The organism is Streptomyces sp. NPDC007095 (assembly GCF_040634475.1).
Lineage (GTDB): Bacteria > Actinomycetota > Actinomycetes > Streptomycetales > Streptomycetaceae > Streptomyces.
Map to the genome: position 1 here is coordinate 1 of NZ_JBEYFS010000154.1, position 16,998 is coordinate 16,998.

Annotated in this window: 5 protein-coding genes; 1 reads left to right on the forward strand and 4 read right to left on the reverse strand. The window is 69.8% G+C overall.

Annotated features, from left to right (window positions below):
* The 4 genes from ABZ656_RS38915 to ABZ656_RS38930 form a co-directional block, all read right to left on the reverse strand.
* A partial coding sequence (locus ABZ656_RS38915; protein WP_360274676.1) for an amino acid adenylation domain-containing protein occupies positions 1–9,023 on the reverse strand: 9,023 nt, incomplete at its 3' end.
* Positions 9,020–13,015 (reverse strand): amino acid adenylation domain-containing protein, encoded by a 3,996-nt coding sequence (locus ABZ656_RS38920; protein WP_360274679.1) that lies wholly within the window; start codon positions 13,013–13,015, stop codon positions 9,020–9,022. The genes ABZ656_RS38915 and ABZ656_RS38920, both read right to left, overlap by 4 nt.
* 768 nt (positions 13,016–13,783) lie before the next feature.
* On the reverse strand, positions 13,784–14,173 hold the full coding sequence (locus tag ABZ656_RS38925) for a signal peptidase I (RefSeq protein ID WP_360274682.1): 390 nt from the start codon (positions 14,171–14,173) through the stop codon (positions 13,784–13,786).
* A 151-nt stretch (positions 14,174–14,324) separates the two neighbouring features.
* Positions 14,325–15,530 (reverse strand): glycosyltransferase, encoded by a 1,206-nt coding sequence (locus ABZ656_RS38930; RefSeq protein WP_060899921.1) that lies wholly within the window; start codon positions 15,528–15,530, stop codon positions 14,325–14,327.
* A gap of 356 nt (positions 15,531–15,886) precedes the next feature.
* Between ABZ656_RS38930 and ABZ656_RS38935 the strand changes: the two genes are divergently transcribed.
* Positions 15,887–16,591 carry an NTP transferase domain-containing protein gene (locus tag ABZ656_RS38935; protein ID WP_360274686.1) on the forward strand — a complete coding sequence of 235 codons (705 nt, stop codon included), beginning with the start codon at positions 15,887–15,889 and terminating at the stop codon, positions 16,589–16,591.
* Positions 16,592–16,998: the final 407 nt, after the last annotated feature.

The window sequence follows — 16,998 nt, forward strand, 5'->3', positions numbered from 1 at the left end:
CAGCAGCGGGCCAGCCTCTCGGCGTACGCCTGTGCGTGCTCGGTCGGCAACGAGGAGGCGCCGGTGCCGAGTTCGGCGGCGAACACCTTTTCCAGGTGAGCCTCGTCGTACGCGGCGATCAGTGTTTCCGTCTGGGGCGGTGGCGGATCCAGAAGGTAGAGCGCTTCCAGCGGCCGGCCGGCCGACTCGGCGAGGCCCGCCATCTCCATGGCCACACGGGCGCCGTAGGACCATCCGGCCAGGTGAAGCCGGTGGTCCGGTCCGCCGAAGCGATCACGTAGTTCCGCGTCGTAGTGTTGGGCCCGCTCGGCCAGTGACCATGCGGGCATCTCGGTGTCGCGGAGTGCCGGGTCGGCGATGAGACACACCGTCGGCGCGGGTCCGAGGGCTGCCACCAGGGAGCGGTAGGCCTGGATGTCTCCGCCCACGGGGTGCACCAGGCACAGGACGGCCGAACCGGTTCCCTCCTGCCAGATGTCGAGGACGACCCGGGAGGTGCTTCCGGCCGCCTCGGTGGTGGGCTCGGCGGAGGCGAGGGCCGCCTCGATGTGTTTCAGGATCTCCGCGAGGCTGACGCGGTGACTGAAGGAGGCCAGGTCGAACTCGACGCCGTAGTCGTCCTCGATCTGGGCGATCAGGCTGATCAGGGTCAGCGAGTCGGCGCCCAGGTCGTAGAGAGAGTCCTCGGGGTCCAGTTCGTCCACGCCCAGCAGATCCTGGATCACCCGGGCCATGGCGTCCGCTCGCTCTGCGGTACTGCCGGCGTCGGGGGCCTCCTCCTTTCCGTCCGCCGGGTGCACCGGTCCGGAGCACGAGGACCGATCCGCGATCTCGGCGGGAGCGTAGAAGGCTCGGGAGACCTCGATGTCGGTTGTGGACACGAGGAGTTGCGGCAGTTGCAGGGCGAGGGCGTGGGCGAAGACCGCTTTGCCCTCCTCGACGGTCAGGCCGACCGCGAGGTGGGCCTGATGGCGACTGTCCGTGTTCAGGACCCGGGTCGCCATTCCGGTCTCGCTCCAGATGTCCCAGTCGATGCCGATCCGGACGGTCGTCTCCGTCTCGGAGGCCCGGTGGTGGGCGAAGCCGTCGAGGAGGCTCGCGCCGGCCGCGTAGTCGCTCTGGCCGACGCCGCCGAGCAGGGCGGACATCGAGGAGCAGTAGACCGCGATCTCGGGGCGGAAGGCTTTGATCAGGTGCTCGACGACGAGTGCGCCCCTCTCGCGTACCGCGGTGGCGTCGCGCATCGCCGTGGTGTCACGTCGTACGAGCAGGCCGCCGTGTCCGAGACCGGCCGCGTGGATGACGCCGTCCAGCCGTGACGTGTGGTCGGCGACGGCCGCCGCCACTTCGTGAACGGGCATGGTCGCGAGATCCGCCGGGACGAGGCCGATGCGGTTGGCCCATCCGTTCAACTCCTCGGGCAGCCGCGGGTTTCTCGATAGCAACAGGACGCGACCGTGGGTGTGTTCGAGCAGCCAGGCGGCGATGGCGCGGCCTATGCCGCCCGTGCCGCCGAGCACCAGGTGGACGGTGTCCGCTCCGGACGGTACGAGGGACTGCGTACCCTTCGGCTCCGGTACGGGTATGGTGTCCGGCCGCCACCAGTAACCCTGCCGCAGCGCGAGCTGGCGAGGCAGGTCCGGTCCGTCGGGATGACCGGCCTCACGTGTATCGGCGACGACCGAGGCCACGTATCCGGCCCAGCGGGTGAGGTCGCCGTCGGGGAGGTCGAGCCAGTGGCCGTTCAGGGCGGACTCCTGATGGGCGACCTCGACCGGCCCGGCGAGGAGCGCCAGTTCAGGTCTGTCCACCGTTCCCGTCACGGGCCGGGCGCCGTACGACAGCCACCACACACGTGGGGAGCCGTTTCGCCCGGTCAGCGCCTGGGCCAGGGCCGCCGTGCTGTCCAGGCAGGTGTGGCGGGCGTGTTCCAGGGTGCCGGGACCGACCGGCCCTGTCACGTCGAGGGGCAGGGCGTGCACCCACTCCGTGTCGGCAGAGGCTGGGACGCCGTCCTCGGACAGCGCATCGAGCAGCTGGCGCAGAGACGCCGGATTGACAGGGTCCGCTTCGTAGGCGTCCGGTCCTCTGCGGGCGAAGGCGCCGGCCGGGTGCACCCGTATCACTTGCGACGCCACCGATTTGAAGGGCGCGAGCGCTGTCCGCGGAGTGTTCTCGGAGGCTACGACGACCACGGCGGACGCGCGGCCGGCCGGCACGGTGGTGTCCGCGACGGCGGCACGGCGCAGCCGGACCCAGTGCGGCTGGTGCAGCCAGTTCTCCCGGGGCAGCCGCCGGGGTGTGGCGGCTGGGGCCGCGCGCGGCTCCTCGGGCAGTCGGTCGAAGTCGTATTCCGCGAGGGAGAAGGACGGGGGCGGGAAGTCCCAGGGCGCCGGAGCGGAGCCTGCCCCCCAGTCGACAGGGCGTCCGGCGGTCCAGTCCGCAGCGAGGTCGTGGGCCGTGCGACCGGCCGCGGAGACCGGTACGGCGTCCGGGTCCGCGGTACCGAGCGGCACCGCTCCTGTGGTCACCGCGCGCAGCCAGCGCACGGCCGCGGCGGCGTCCGTCACGGGTGCCGCGGCCCGCAGACGGCGAGCGACCCGTCCGGCCTGGAGATGACCCAGCACGAACCCGTGGTGCTCCGGGTGCAGTTGGAGGTAGTCGGCGATCCGAGCGGCGTCGTCGGCGAGGGCGTCCGCGCTGGAGGCCGACAGCACCAGGCACTCGGGTACCGCGCGGGTCTCCACCGGTCCGGGCGTCGTGTCCTGCTCCACGATGACGTGGGCGTTGGTGCCGCCGATCCCGAAGCTGCTGACCGCGGCCACCCGTTCGCGTCCCTCGGGCCAGGGCGTCGCTTCGGCCGGGACGTAGAAGGGAGTGGGATCGGGGCCGATCTCCGGGTTGAACGCACGGAAGTTGACGGTGGGTGGGACGCTCCCGTGGTGCACGGCGAGGACGGCGCGCACGAGGCCCGCCACACCGGCGGCCGCGCCCATGTGGCCGAGCTGGCTCTTGAGGGAGCTCAGAGCGCAGCAGCCGGACTCGCTCACGTCGAACGCCTGTCGTAGCGCGGCCACTTCGATCGGGTCGCCCAGCCGGGTGCCGGTGCCGTGGGCCTCTACATAGCCGAGGTCGGCGCCGGTGCGTCCGGCGCGGGACAGGGCGGTCCGGATCACCTCCCGCTGTCCGGCCAGGGACGGCGCGGTGTAACTCATCTTCGCCGCACCGTCGTTGTTGATCGCGGAGCCTGTGATGAGCGCGTAGACGGTGTCTCCGTCGCGCCGTGCCTGCCGCAGCGTTTTGAGGACCACGACGCCGGCGCCGCTCGCGCCGACCGTGCCGGTGGCGTCGTCGCTGAAGGGCCGGCAGTCGCCGTCCGCGGAGAAGATGTGCTGCGGGCGGTAGCGGTAGCCGCCGGTCAGCCCGGGGTCGATGAGTACTCCCCCGGCGAGCATCACGTCGGCTTCGCCCTGTCGGAGCAGACCGGCGGCGAGGTGCACGGCGACCAGAGAGCTGGAGCAGGCCGTCTGGGCGCTGAAGGCGGGGCCGGTCAGCCCGAGGTGGTACGCCACCTTGGTGGCCAGGAAGTCCTTCTCATGGTGCAGGGCGAGCTGAAAGCCGTCCGGCAGTCGGTCGGGGTCTGCCTCGCGCAGCATGGACTGGAAGTAGGTGTTCTCCCCGGCGCCGGCCACCAGGCCCACTCGTGTGGCCGAGGTGTCCGCGACGCCGGCGTGTGCCAGGGCCTGCACGCAGGTCATCAGCAGGTGACGCTGCTGGGGGTCCATCAGGCGCGCTTCCTGAGGGCTGATGCCGAAGTGGCCCGGGTCGAAGTCGAGCATGCCGTCGAGGGTGCTGTGCGCGCCGACGACTCCTTCCGGCGCGTCGATGCGGCGGATGCCGGTGCCGCCGGAGACCACCAGCTCCCAGAAGGCGGCCAGGTCCGGGGCGCCGGGCACCCGTACCGCCATGCCGACGACCGCGATCGGCTCGCCAGGTTCGGGGGTCCCGTCATTCTTCGCGGCCGATGGGGCGAGTGGCCGCGGGGCGGTGAGGTGGCGGGCCACGGAGCGGACGGTGACGTGCTCGAACAGGTCCGCGACGCTGAAGCGCAGACCGAGTTCCGTGGTGCAGCGCAGATGGAAGCGCATGAGAGTGAGGCTGGAGGCACCCGCCTCGAAGAAGGTCTGGTCCGGTTCGATCGTCGTCCCGGTGACCGCCTCGAAGGCAGCGGTGAGCCGCTCCTCCTCGGCCGACAGCCCGGTGCGGGCGGCCGCCGAGCGGCGTATCTCCTCGCCCGGTGCTCGAAGCGCCGCCTTCCGGTCCAGCTTGCCGCTGGGGGTGCGCGGCAGCGTCTCCAGGCTGCGGAAGTGGTCCACGCGGACGTAGGAGGGCAGCAGAGCGGCGAGGTGCGCGGTCAGGCCGTCGGCGGACGGGGACTCGCCACGGAACTCCAGGCAGGCCGTCAGCCGGTCGCCGTCACGCGCGACGACGGCGTTGACCACCGCCGGATGGCGCAGCAGGGCCGCTTCGACGGAGCCGAGTTCCAGCCGGTGCCCGCTCAGTTTGATCTGCTGGTCGTCGCGGCCCGCGTAGTGCAGCAGGCCCTCGCGGTCGAACCACGCCCGGTCCCCGCTGCGGTAGAACAGGCCCGCGCCGGGGAGTTCGATGAAGCGGGTGTCGTCGAGTGCGGGTTCGTCGAGGTAGCAGCGTGTGGTCATGGTGCCGCCGACCAACAGCTCGCCGGTGCACCAGGCCGGGACCGGGTCGCCCTGGGCGTCCACCACGCGCAGGTCGGCGCCGGCCACCGGGCGGCCGATGGCGGGCCGTTCGGGCCACCGGCCAGGGTCGCCCTCCAGGCACAGGGCACTGACCACATGTGTCTCGGTCGGCCCGTAGTGGTTGAACAGGCGCGCGCCGGGGAGTCCGGCGAACCAGCGCCGGATGCTGTCGGTGCACACCAGCTGTTCGCCCGCGGTGACCACCTCGCGCAGCCGGGAGGGATACCTGTTCAGGCGGACGGCATACTCGGCGAGCAGTTGCAGGGCCACGTAGGGCATGAAGATCCGCTCGGTCCCCGCGGACTCCAGCCGCTCCAGGAGCGCGGGCGCGTCCTGACGCCACTCGGGACGTATGAGCTGGAGGCTGCCACCTGTGCACAGTGTCCCGAAGATCTCCTGGAAGGACACGTCGAACGCCAGCATCGAGAACTGCTGGGTGGCCGCGGGGGCGGCCAGGCCGCCGGGACCGGACTGCCACCTGATCAGGTCGCACAGGGTGCGGTCGTGGATCTGCACGCCCTTGGGGACGCCGGTGGAGCCGGAGGTGAACAGTGTGTACAGGGGGCGGGTGCCCCCGTGCGTCGGCGCGCCGACGGTGCGTCGGTGATGCGTGTGCCCGTTGTACGACGCCCTCGTGCCCTCGCCCTTCCGTGGCGCCGGGTCCGCGGTTGCGACGAGGTGGCGCACCACACCGTCCGGGAGCAGCGTGTCCAGCGTCGGCGAACCGTCCTGCGTGGTGAGGACGCACAGCGGGTCGATCCGTTCCAGGACGCGGCGCAGCACGTCGGCCGGGTAGGAGGGGTCGAGGGGGACGGCGGTGACGTTCAGCCTTGCCAGTGCCAACAGCGCCACCACGTGTTCGGCGGAGGGATCCAGGTACAGGGCCGCCCGGCAGGGGCTGCCGTCGGCCGGGATCGGGTAGCGGTCGGCCAGTTCCGTGGCGAGGGCTGCGGCACGGGCGTCGAGGGCCGCGTAGCTCAGGGTGCTTCCGTCGGCCGTGACCACGGCGGGGGCGTCCGGGGTGCGGGCGACCTGCTGTGCGAAGCCCTCGGCGATCGTGGTGAAGCCCGGTTCCTGGGCGGTCCCGCGCCCGTGCTCCGGCAGGGACCGCCGGTAGGGCGCGACCAGCTCCCGCGTGGTGGAGCGGCCACCGGCCGCGAGCGCGTCCACGCCCCGCCGGAACAGCTCGGCCATCGCCTCGACGGCCTCGCCGGTGAATCGGTCCTCGGCGTACTCCCACAGCACGTCGAGTCCGTCCGCATGCTCGACGACGGAGACCGTCATCGGGCACTTGGCCTCCGGTGCCACCCACCACAGGGGTTGTTGGGCGCAGCCGGGCAGCCGCAGCGCCCCGAAGTCGGTGTTCTCCAGGACGAACAGGAAGTCGAACGGTGTGCTGTCGCCGACGCCGTCCCAGCCGGTCAGGACGTCTGTGAGCGCCACGTCCTGGCGTCCCAGTACCTGCCCTGTGTCGGTCCTGGTGCGGGCGAGGTGTGAGCGTAGATCCTCACCGGGCACGACGGTCAGAGGCAGTAGCACGGTATTGGCCATCATGCCCGCGCTGTTCTCGAACTCGCGCACCGGGCGGCCCGCGACCGGGGCGGCGATGCGCGGGCGGACCAGGCCGGCCACACCGTACAGGCACCAGGAGAACACACTCAGCAGGACCTGGAACCGGGTCAGTCCGAACTCGGCGCTCAGTCGGTCCACTTGGGCCCGCCGAACGACGTCGAGCGACGTGTGCAGCAGGTGCGCCCGCGGTGCCGGATCCGTGTCCTGGGCGGGCAGCGGCTCCTGCGGCTCCTCCAAACCCTGGTAGAAAGCGAGCAGTTCATCGCGCTGCACCTGGTATGCCGTGCTCGCGAACCGGTCGCTCTGCCAGACGGCGAAGTCCAGCGGGGTCGGAGCTGGGGCCTCGTGCCGGCCGCTTTCGGCGTAGGCGGCCGACAGGTCGTGCAGCAGGATGCTCAACGACCAGCCGTCCACGGCGATGTGGTGCAGGTGCAGCAGGAGCGTGCCGCCGCCGTCACGCGGCAGCCAGCAGGCTCGGAGCATGCGGGGGACGGCGAGGTCGAAGGGCTCGGCGAAGAAGGTGTCGCTGAAGGCGTGCGCTTCTTCCTCGTCCCATGCCTGCCGCGTTCCCGGGTCGTGCCAGGGATCGTACGGCTTGCCGACGGTCTGCTCCAGGCCACCCAGCCCGAGGCCGAAGCTCGTCCGCAGCGCCTCGTGGCGTGCCACCAGGCTGCGCAGCGCTTGCCGGAGGGCAGTGGTGTCGACGGGTCCGTCCACGCGGAAGGCCTGGTTGACGGAGTAGGCCCGGGATCCCGGCGTGCGGCGCTGTACCAGCCACAGCCGCTGCTGTTCGCTGGTGGCGGGCGCCGAGCGGGCACCGGAGACCACCGGTGCCGGCAAGGCGCTCTCCTCGCCGGGACGGACCGTGGTGAGGGACCGGGCGACGGCGGCCAGGTCGCCGTGAAGGACGGCCGCCTGAGCCAGCTCGCGGCCCCATCGCTGTCGTACGGCGAAGCAGAACCGAAGCGCCTTCAACGAGTCACCGCCGCTGGCGATCCACCGGTCGCCGAGCCCGAGGCCGGTGGTGCCGAGTATCTCCTCGGCCAGTTCGACGACCCGGCGCTCGGTCTCCGTCGCGGCCGGTCCGTCGCAGTCGGAGGTGGCGGGCCGCCAAGGCTGGTCGGCCTGCCGCAGCAGTGCGGCCTGGTCGACCTTGCCGTTGGCGTTGAGCGGCAGCTCCTCCACGAGATGGATCTGGTGGGGGCGCATGTAGGCGGGCAGGTGGGCCGCGAGGTGGCTGTCGAACTCCTCGTAGGACAGTTCCTGACGGAGGACGACGAACGCCAGCAGTTCGTTGGGCCCCTCCTGGCCCGCGCGGCGTGTGCACACGTAGGCCCGCTGGACCGCCGGGTGGGCGAGGACGTGCCGTTCCACCTCGCCGGGTTCGATCCGGAAGCCGCGGACCTTGACCTGGCGGTCGGTCCGTCCGACGTACTCCACCCGGCCCTCGTCGTCGGCTCGTACGAGGTCACCGGTGCGGTAGTGCCGCTCCTCGCCGCCGTCGAGCCAGGCGAGACGCACGAAGCGCCGCTCGGTCTCCTCGGGGAGGTTGCGGTATCCGACGGCGAGTCCGGCGCCGCTCAGCAGGAGTTCGGCGACCTCACCGGGCGCGGCGACCCTCTCCTGGCCCGGCACGACCAGGACGGCACCGGTCTGCGGCAGGGGCCGTCCGATCGGCACCACGTCCCCGCCGAAGTCCCGCGGGATCGGATGGCACAGGGCGAAGGTGGTGGACTCCGTTGGCCCGTAGATGTTGAACAGACGGGTGCCGCTGTCGGCGTTGTCCCGGTACCAGCGGCGCATCACCTGGGGGTTGAGCTGCTCACCGCCGACCAGAACGTCACCGGCCGCGGCGAAGCAGTCCGGCACGGCCGTGACCACCGCGTTGAACAGCGCGGTGGTGATGAAGACGGTGTCCACGCGCTCGTGCCGCAGTGCAATGGCGAGCCGCTCGGGTGTCTGCACGTCCCCGTCGCTCAGGATCACGCAGCAGCCACCGGTCAGCAGGGGCGCCCAGACTTCGAAACTCAGCGCGTCGAACGCCGGATTGGCCAGGCAGGCGTAGCGCAGACCAGGCTCGATACGGATGTAGCCGGGTTGTGCCAGTCGCCGGACTCCGGCGTCACGGACCTCGACTCCCTTGGGCTTCCCCGTCGTTCCGGAGGTGTAGAACAGGAAGGACACCTCGCCGGGGGCGGACGGTGCCTCTACGACGGCAGCGGCATCCGGAAGTTCGGGCACAAGGGTGTCCGTGGTGAGCGCCTTCACGTCCTGCGGGAGCCCGGTGACGCTCTCGATCGTCTCGTACACCAGGGCGACCGCAGCGGAGTCCCGGAGGATGAAGTGACGGCGTTCGGCGGGGCTCTGTGTGTCGAGGGGCACGACCTGCGCCCCGAGCCGCAGAATGCCCAGCATCACGCAGACCAGCCGCCACGACCGCGGCAGCGCCACCGCCACGGCCTGCCCCGCGGTGACGCCCTGGCGCCTCAGCTCCTGGGCGACGGTGGCGGCTGCCACGTTCAACGTCGCATAACCGAGGCTGACTTCGCCGTCGACGACCGCCTCAGCGTGTGGTGTGCGAAGGGCTCGGCGGTGAATCTCGAGGGCTATCCCGGCTGGGGCGCTCAAGTCCTCGGTCACGTCGATGGGGGACGTTTCGACGCGCGGTTTCATCGTGCCTCCGACGTGCTTGAAGGTGTTGTGCGCTCCGTCTCGCCCTGGCCGGGGGCGGATGTCAGCCGGTGCAGTTCGGCGGTGAGGACGGCGGCGACGCGGGGCAACTCGTCGCTCTCCAACATGTCCCAGTGACCGCAGGCCACCGGCTCGACCACGAATTCACCGCTGACGCGATGGCGCCAGAACGCGCGTAGACGAGCGGCACCCTCGCCGTCCGCGTCTTCGTCCTCCACGGCCGTCGCCTGCATCAGCACGACACGGGCGGGCGATTCGGGTACGGCGTAGTCACGCGCGGTCTCGCGATGGTGGTTGTAGACGTTCAGGTACCGGGCCACCTGGTCGTCGTCGATACCCGGGTACATGCCGTTGAAGCGCACCAGCTTCTCCCGGAACTCCTCCATGCCGACCGGCGCGATCGCGGCGCGCTGCTCGTCGTCCTGGGCACCGTGGGTGTCGAGGAGGACCACGCTCACCCTCTCGTGTCCGGCCGCCACCAGGCGGCGGCCCATCTCGTACGCGATCAGGCCGCCGTAGGAGAGCCCGCACAGCACCAGTGCCTCGTCGGCGGGGTGACCGATGAGCCGCAGATACTCCTCGGCCATCGCCTCGACACCGGGCAGGGTGGGCTCGCCGGGATTGATGCCGGGCGCCTGAAGCCCCACCACGCCGATGTCGTCGGCCAGTTCAGCGGACAGTGGCAGGTAGCAGAACGCGGTGCCGCCGGCGGGGTGCACACACACCACACGCTGCCGGTCGCCGCCCGCACGGAATTCGACCAGGCTGCTGAGTTCCGCGGACTGCGCGGCATCGCCGCCGCCCCCGCGCACCCGCTCGGCGAGCGCCTCGATGGTGGGGTGCAGCATGACGTCCCGGACGGCCAGGGCGACGCCGAGTTCCTCCTGGACGGCAGACGCCATCTTGATCGCCGATATCGAAGTGCCGCCCAGCTCGAAGAAGTTGTCACCGATTCCGATGTCCGGGTGCAGCAGCACCCCGCGCCAGACCCGGTACAGCGCCATCTCCACATGGTCACGGGGCGCGGCCGTGTTGACCCGGCCCGCGCGGACTCCTGCCGCTGCGCGCAGCACTGCGGTCCGGTCCACCTTGCCGCTGCGGTTCAACGGCAGCCGCGGGAACTCGGCCACCACGACGGGGATCATGTAGTCCGGCAGACGGTCCTTGAGGGCCGCACGCCACTCGTACGACATCCGCGTGGCGTCGGCGTCACATCCCACGCCGGCGACCAGGTAGGGGCCACCGGGTGTGTCGCGATCGGCCAGGACGACGGCCTCCCGCACCCCGGGGACCGCCAGCAGCGCCGCCTCGACCTCGCCGGGTTCGATGCGGAAGCCGCGCAGCTTGAGCTGGTCGTCGCGGCGGCCGACGTACTCGGCGTTTCCGTCAGGCAGCCAGCGCGCCAGGTCGCCGGTGCGGTAGAGGCGTTCACCGGGGACGAACGGGTCGGGCACGAAGAGTTCGTCGGTGAGGTCGGGGCGGTTCAGATATCCGCGGGCCAGGCTCGCTCCGCCGATGTAGACCTCTCCGGGAACTCCCACGGGTACCGGGCGCATGCGATCGTCGAGCAGGTACAGGCGTGTGCCGCGCAGCGGCCGCCCGATGGGGCACGACCGCTCGTACGGCTGCGGGTCGGTGTAGGCGGTGGAGTAGAGCGTGGCCTCGGTCGGGCCGTAGCCGAAGCAGATGCGCAAGCCGGGCAGCAACTCGCGCATGCGGTGCAGGGTGCTCTCAGGCAGGGATTCCACTCCGGTGAGGAGCTGACGCAGGCTCGATCCGGCCAAGCGTGTAACCGGATCCTCGCCGATCCACAGGACGTAGGACGGGGGCAGAAACGCCTGGGTGACCTTGCGTTCGCGCATCCAGTCCATCAATGCCCGAGGGTCACCACGGAGTTCGTCGGGAACCAGGTGGAGCACGGCGCCGGTGGTCAGCGGGACGAGGAGTTCGTGCACCGACGCGTCGAAGCCGATGCTCGACCAGGCCGAGGACGCCTCGCCGGGGGCATCCCCCATGAGTTCACGCCAGTGGTCGAAGAGATTGACGACGCTGCCGTGCGTCACCGCCACGCCCTTGGGCCGGCCGGTCGACCCCGAGGTGTAGATGACGTAGGCGAGCCGAGTCTGGTCCGTGTCGATGGCCGGCGCCTCGTCGTGTGTCCCCTCTGCCTCCATCTTCGCCAGGTGCTCCCACAGCTGTGCGTCGTCGTCCGCGGTGTCCCTCTGGTCGGTCAGCACCAGGACCGGTGCGGCGTCGCTCACCATGGCGGTGAGCCGCTCCGGGGGCTGGCCGGGGTCGAGGGGCAGGTAGGCGGCTCCGGACTTGAGGATCCCGAGCACACCGATGACGAGTTCGGCCGTACGTCCGGCGTGCAGGCCCACCACACGATCGGGACCGGCACCGCGGGCGATCAGCGCATGGGCGAGACGGTTGGCCCGGCGGTCGAGTGTCGCGTAGTCCAGTTCCGCGTCATCGGCCACCACCGCACACTGCCCGGGTCGTTCGCGGACCTGCGCGGCGAAGCGCTCCAGCACGCCCGCCGATGCCGGGTCGACCACGGTGGGCCCTGTGCTGAAGGTGGCGAGGAGTGCCCGCTGCTCGTCCTCGTCGAGCAGCGTCAGGTCGGCGATCTCGGCATCGGGCTGCTCGGTCATCAGACGCAGCACGCGGAGGAATTGACGTATGCACCGTTCGATCGTCGCCCGGCCGTAGAGCGCCACCGCGTAGTCGATCTCCCCGGTGAGGTGCCGGCCCTCATCGGCGAGGGCCAGGACCACGTCGAACTTCGCGGGCACGTGGGCGGCGTCCTCCCGCAACTCGACCTCCAGACCCGGAAGTTCGAGTTCCTTCCGCATGGAGGGGACCCAGGCGAACATGGTCTGGAACAGGGCTGTGTAGGCGGGGCTCCGCGGTGGGTTGACCAGTTCGACGACTCGCTCGAAGGGGAGGTCGACGTGCTTGAGGTCGTCGCGGATCCGCTGGTTCACCCGCTTCAGGGCATCTTTGACACTGGGTGAGCCGGAGAGGTCCGCGCGCAGGGCGAGGGTGTTGACGAAGAAGCCGATCAGACCCTCGACGTCGCCGCGTCGGCGGTTCGACGTGGGGGCGCCGACCACGATGTCGTCCTGCCCGGAGAGCAGGGACAGCAGTACGGACCAGCCGGTGAGGACGGTCGCGTAGAGGGAGACATCGTTGTCTAAGGCCAGCGCGCGCAGGGCCCGCGTCAGGTCCTCGTCGACGGTCACGGGCAACCGGTCGCCGTGGAAGTCCTGTTCGGGCGGGCGGGGCCGATCGGCGGGCAGGGAGATCACGGCCGGGGTGTCGGCCAGTGCGGTGGTCCAGTAGTCGGCGTGCGCGGCGGGCTCGTCCCCCGACATCCAGTCCCACTGCCAGCGGGTGTAGTCGCTGTACTGCCAGGTCAGTTCCGGCAGCGACGCGTCCTGCCCCTGCCGGAGCGCGGTGTACACCAGGCCCAGCTCCCGCAGCAGCAGGGAGCGGGACCAGCCGTCGAAGATGATGTGATGAGCCGTCAGCAGCAGGACATGGTGTCCCGGTTCGAGCGCCACGAGGCAGCCGCGCGCCATGGGCTCTTCGCCCAGGCGGAACGGGGTGCCTTCCACTTCCCGCCGTGTCCGCGCGAACCGCTCGGCCGCGTCCGGTAGTCCGGCCAGATCCTCGAAGGTCACCGGGAACCCGATCCCCGGCGGATCGACGACCTGGAGCGCTGAGCCGCCGGAGGGCACCAGTCGGGTGCGCAGGGCCTCGTGCCGGGCCGCGAGCAGGTGCAGCGCCTTGATGAGCAGGTCCCGGTCAAGGGGCCCCCGAATGTCGAAGGGCATCGGTTCGTTGTAGGCGGCGCTGGCGTCGCCGTCCATGCGTGCCATGACCCACAGACGTTCCTGCGCCAGTGACAAAGGCGCGGATTTTGTCTCTTCGTCGGAATGATTAGTGACTGCGATTCGGGGTAAAGACACGGATTACCCTTCACGAGAAGAGAACGCGGCGGAAATCAGTTCCAGGTGTTCCCGGATTATCAGTGGTTCACGCGATCCAGCACGGGCATGCCCGGCATGTCACCTTCGCACGGCTTCAGGTCGACGGCCGGAATGTATGCGTTGCAATCAAAGTGCGATCTGAAAACAATGCCTATGGGTCTGGGGCCCGTCCGGCGGATCATGCCGGAGACGCGGGGTCTGGCATGCACATCTGCGGCGTTGTCGTCACTCGCCGATGCTCCGCATCGACTCCCTCCTCCGCCTTGCAGCTTGCACGCACCAGACCTCGCTCACCTGCGTTTATGAGGCGCCGCTACTTGCCTCCGACCTGATCCGCCGGACAGGCCCAAGGCCCTTCGACGGGACCCCAGCTGGGGCGATCGGCTATCCAGCCCGGTCAACGCCCTGGCTGCGCTGTTGTGCGAACAACACGGAGCGCGGGCCGTTCTGGATTTCGAACCGAACTTTCACGGACTCGGCGGCGTCTCGCGCAAACTTCTGAAATCGCCATCTGTCTACCCAGACTCCATAAAGTTGCGCGAGGTGCATGCGGAGTAGCGGTTGTGGACGCTTCTGTTTATTCGGCCGCCCGTGCGGTGGCTCATTTCCGGTGATGCTAAATGTGATCCGATTAGGTGGTCAACCGTGACCAACGTCACACCAAATCGGTGGCGGAACGTCGTTTGCGCTCGGCGTGCGACATCAAGGGGTTTTCCTGAAGATAGCGGATCACATAAGGCCAATGGTTCACTTCGGTCGTGACGCGCCCTCCTCATCGGGGACGGCGTATCCAGAGACAGAAGGCCATCGCAAGGTCATGACCACGGAGTCGTCCTCGGCGAACCAGGAGTGATCCACCCCCTGGCCCCAGACGACGTAGTCGCCCTGCCGCTCCAGCAGCACGCTGCGGCCGCGGAACTCCATACGGAAGCGTCCTGTGATGAGAACCAGCAGAGCTGTCCGCATCTCGCCCTGCACCCACTGCGCTCGTTGCTCACCGCGTGGATGGACACCCCATTTGACCTCGACGGCGTCACTGCGGCGGGGATCGCCCTGCTCCTTGAAGTGCCCGAGCAGCCATCCCCGGTTCCCTGTTGCGTCCCTGCCCGCATTGCCTACGTACACGCCGTCATCCATGAACCCGAACGGTAGCAACCGAGGGTGCGGTGTCAGCCGCAGCGCGATCAACCGCGAGGCCATGGTCCCCACATGCCGAAGCCCCGGACGGGTTCACCCCGCCCGGGGGCCCTTCGCCCGGATCGGTCCGGGCACTGCGGGCCGGCCTCGTTCACCGCGACTCGTCAACCAACCAGTGCGCGGCCACCTCCGCTCCGTCGGTGCGGAGCCGGCTTCCCAGCGACTTCGCGCGCGCCCGGGTCTGGGGTGCCAGAGCAGTCTTGAGCGCGATGCCCAGAGATTCGACGGTCGTGGTCGGAGCGTCGAGGGCCGCACCGAGGTCCAATGCCGCCACCCGGCCGGCCCAGTACGGGTTGTCCGACAGTTGGAGAGGTATCACCACTTGCGGCGCGCCCGCCCGGGCCGCTGTCAGCGTCGTACCCGCGCCGCCGTGGTGGACCACAGCGGCCACCTTGCCGAACAGGTTCTGATGGTTGGCCTCGCCGATGGCGAAGCAGTCGTCCCCGTCGTCGACGAGATCCAGGTCGGCCCAACCGCGGGACACGAGCACGCGGTGCCCCTGTGCGCGGATCGCCTCGACGGCCATGCCGCCGATGCCTTCGGCCGGGGACATACTGCCGAAGCCCACATAGACCGGCGGGGTGCCCGCGTCCAGGAACCTCGCCAAGTCCGCCGGGAGGGGGCGTTCGTCCGCGAGGGTCCATGCGCCTGGCTGCACGACGTCGAGGCCTGGGGTCTGCCGCCACGATCCCAGGACCGGGTCCGCCGCCAACCATGGATGGTCGGTGAGGATGTGATCGCGCACGTTGTCCACCAGCGGCAGGCCGAGCGCTGCCCGGTGACTGTTGAGTGCCTCGCCGAACTGCGCGTTGACGTTCCGGGCGTCCAACTCCCACAGTGTCCGGTTGTCGGCGGCCTCAGGCTCCGGCCAGCCCGGCCGCGGTGGTGGTGCGTGGTGCGGCGACGGCAGGTGGACCGCCGCATAGCTCACGTACACGTAGGAGATACCCGCGGCCTCGGCCACGGATCGCGCGGCGACCTGCCCCAGACCTGCCGCCACTACCACGTCACATCCGTCGAACGCCGCAGGGAAGGCGTCGAACTGCGTCTCGACCAACTCGTTCCTGTAGCGGGCCAGGTCCGTCGCCGAGGGCAGGGTCTTCCCGCGCATCAACTCCCTGACAGGTGGCCCGACCGGCACCAGTTGCACTCCGATACGTGCGAGCCGCTTGGCGAACTCCTCGTCCGGCGGGGCGCACATCCTCACCGCCGCGCCGAGCGCCCGTAGCCGCACCGCGAGTGCCACCAGCGGTTCGACGTCGCCACGTGTCCCGTATGTAGACAACAGCACCCGCATTCAGCGTCCTCTTTCGTCGGGTCTTCCATGCGTCTCTGTCGTTTCCGCCCAGGCTCGGGGTGTTGGCCGGCGGCGGCGACACGTCGGTCGTCAGGAATGATCGGCAGCAGTGTAGGTTGCGTGTCGGCCAGGGTGGGCGGTGGTCGACTCACATCATCGCGCTTGGTTGCGTTGGTCAACTCGGCTGATTCCCAGCAGACTTGTTCCTTCGGAAGGTACTGGGAACAGCCATCTCAGTGGCTACGGTGCGTGCCGCGTGGTGGGGCCGGAGGTTCAGCGTCGGCCGGTTCTGGGCAGTCTGTGCTCGGCGAGGTGTGCAAGTTCCCCCATCGTCCAGACAACCGGAGTGCTACTCGATGCAGAGTTCGTCCACACCCTTACCTGATGTTTCGGTCATCCTGCCCTGTGCAGGATACGGAACACGTTTCGGGGCGCCCTACCCGAAGGAGTTGCACTGTCTGGCTCCTGGGGTCACCGTGCTGGACCGCAGCCTGGAAGCCGTCGTCGAACTCGCCAAGAGCGGACTCAATGTGCGCCTGGTCGTCGTGTTCGGAACACACAAGCTGGACACAGTAAGTTATCTCGTTCGCTATACCGACACCTTCCAGATGGTCTTCGTCTACCAGGACAAGTCGTTCGGACCTGGTCTCGACGGGGCGATCCGGTCCGCCCTGCCGATGACGCAGGGGCCGGTGGCCCTCGTCCTGCCCGACATCGTTGTCGCGGGGCCGGATACACCTGGCCAGCTCCTTGACGCCTTACGGCAGGTGGAGGTGGCGGGCTGGAGCGTAGTGGCCGCCGAGGAGCGGGATCACGACACGCTCCGGCAGATGGGCGCGTTGGCCGTGACCGAGTCGGGAGGCGTCCTGACCGTGGGGGCGGCCACCGACAAGCCTGCGGATCCCTCGGGATTCAACGCGTTCTGGGGCATGGTGGCCGTCACCGAGAGCGAGGCGCACAAGCTGCCCGACGTCGTGGGCATAGGAACGACCAACCCGTTGGCCGGTGCGGTAGCTCTCATGGTGGAGGGAATCGTCAACTACAACACGCCCGCGGGCTGACTTCTTGCGCGTCGACGCGATCGTGCGCGGTTGGCACTGCGCGCGCGATGTCCTGAGCGTCTTTTCCGCGAAGGGGTCTCCCTCGCATGCATGCGGTGGCGTCCGCGCACGCGCGCGGCCCGTCTGGCCGGGCCGGAGGGGGCAGGGGGCACGGTGGCACCGCGGCTGGGTGCCGAGACGGACAAGTTCGGCAACCGCTACGAGGGAGCCTGGACGATCAGACATGCCCTGTACGTACTGCTGGGCTCGGGCACGTCGCTCTGCGTCGAACCGGGTGGGCCGCTGGGCGACGGGGTCGAGTTCGTCCACCGGCACGACCACGGCACGGAGGTGCACCAGCCAAGCGGCAGACCGCAACGCGAACAGCTGAAATGTGGCCTCCCTCCGCGACATAGGGAGTGTGGGAG

Excerpts from the sequence above, each read along its gene's own strand:
- ABZ656_RS38935 (WP_360274686.1), top strand. The coding sequence starts at position 15,887 with ATGCAGAGTTCGTCCACACCCTTACCTGATGTTTCGGTCATCCTGCCC.
- ABZ656_RS38930 (WP_060899921.1), bottom strand. The coding sequence starts at position 15,530 with ATGCGGGTGCTGTTGTCTACATACGGGACACGTGGCGACGTCGAACCG.
- ABZ656_RS38925 (WP_360274682.1), bottom strand. The coding sequence starts at position 14,173 with ATGGATGACGGCGTGTACGTAGGCAATGCGGGCAGGGACGCAACAGGG.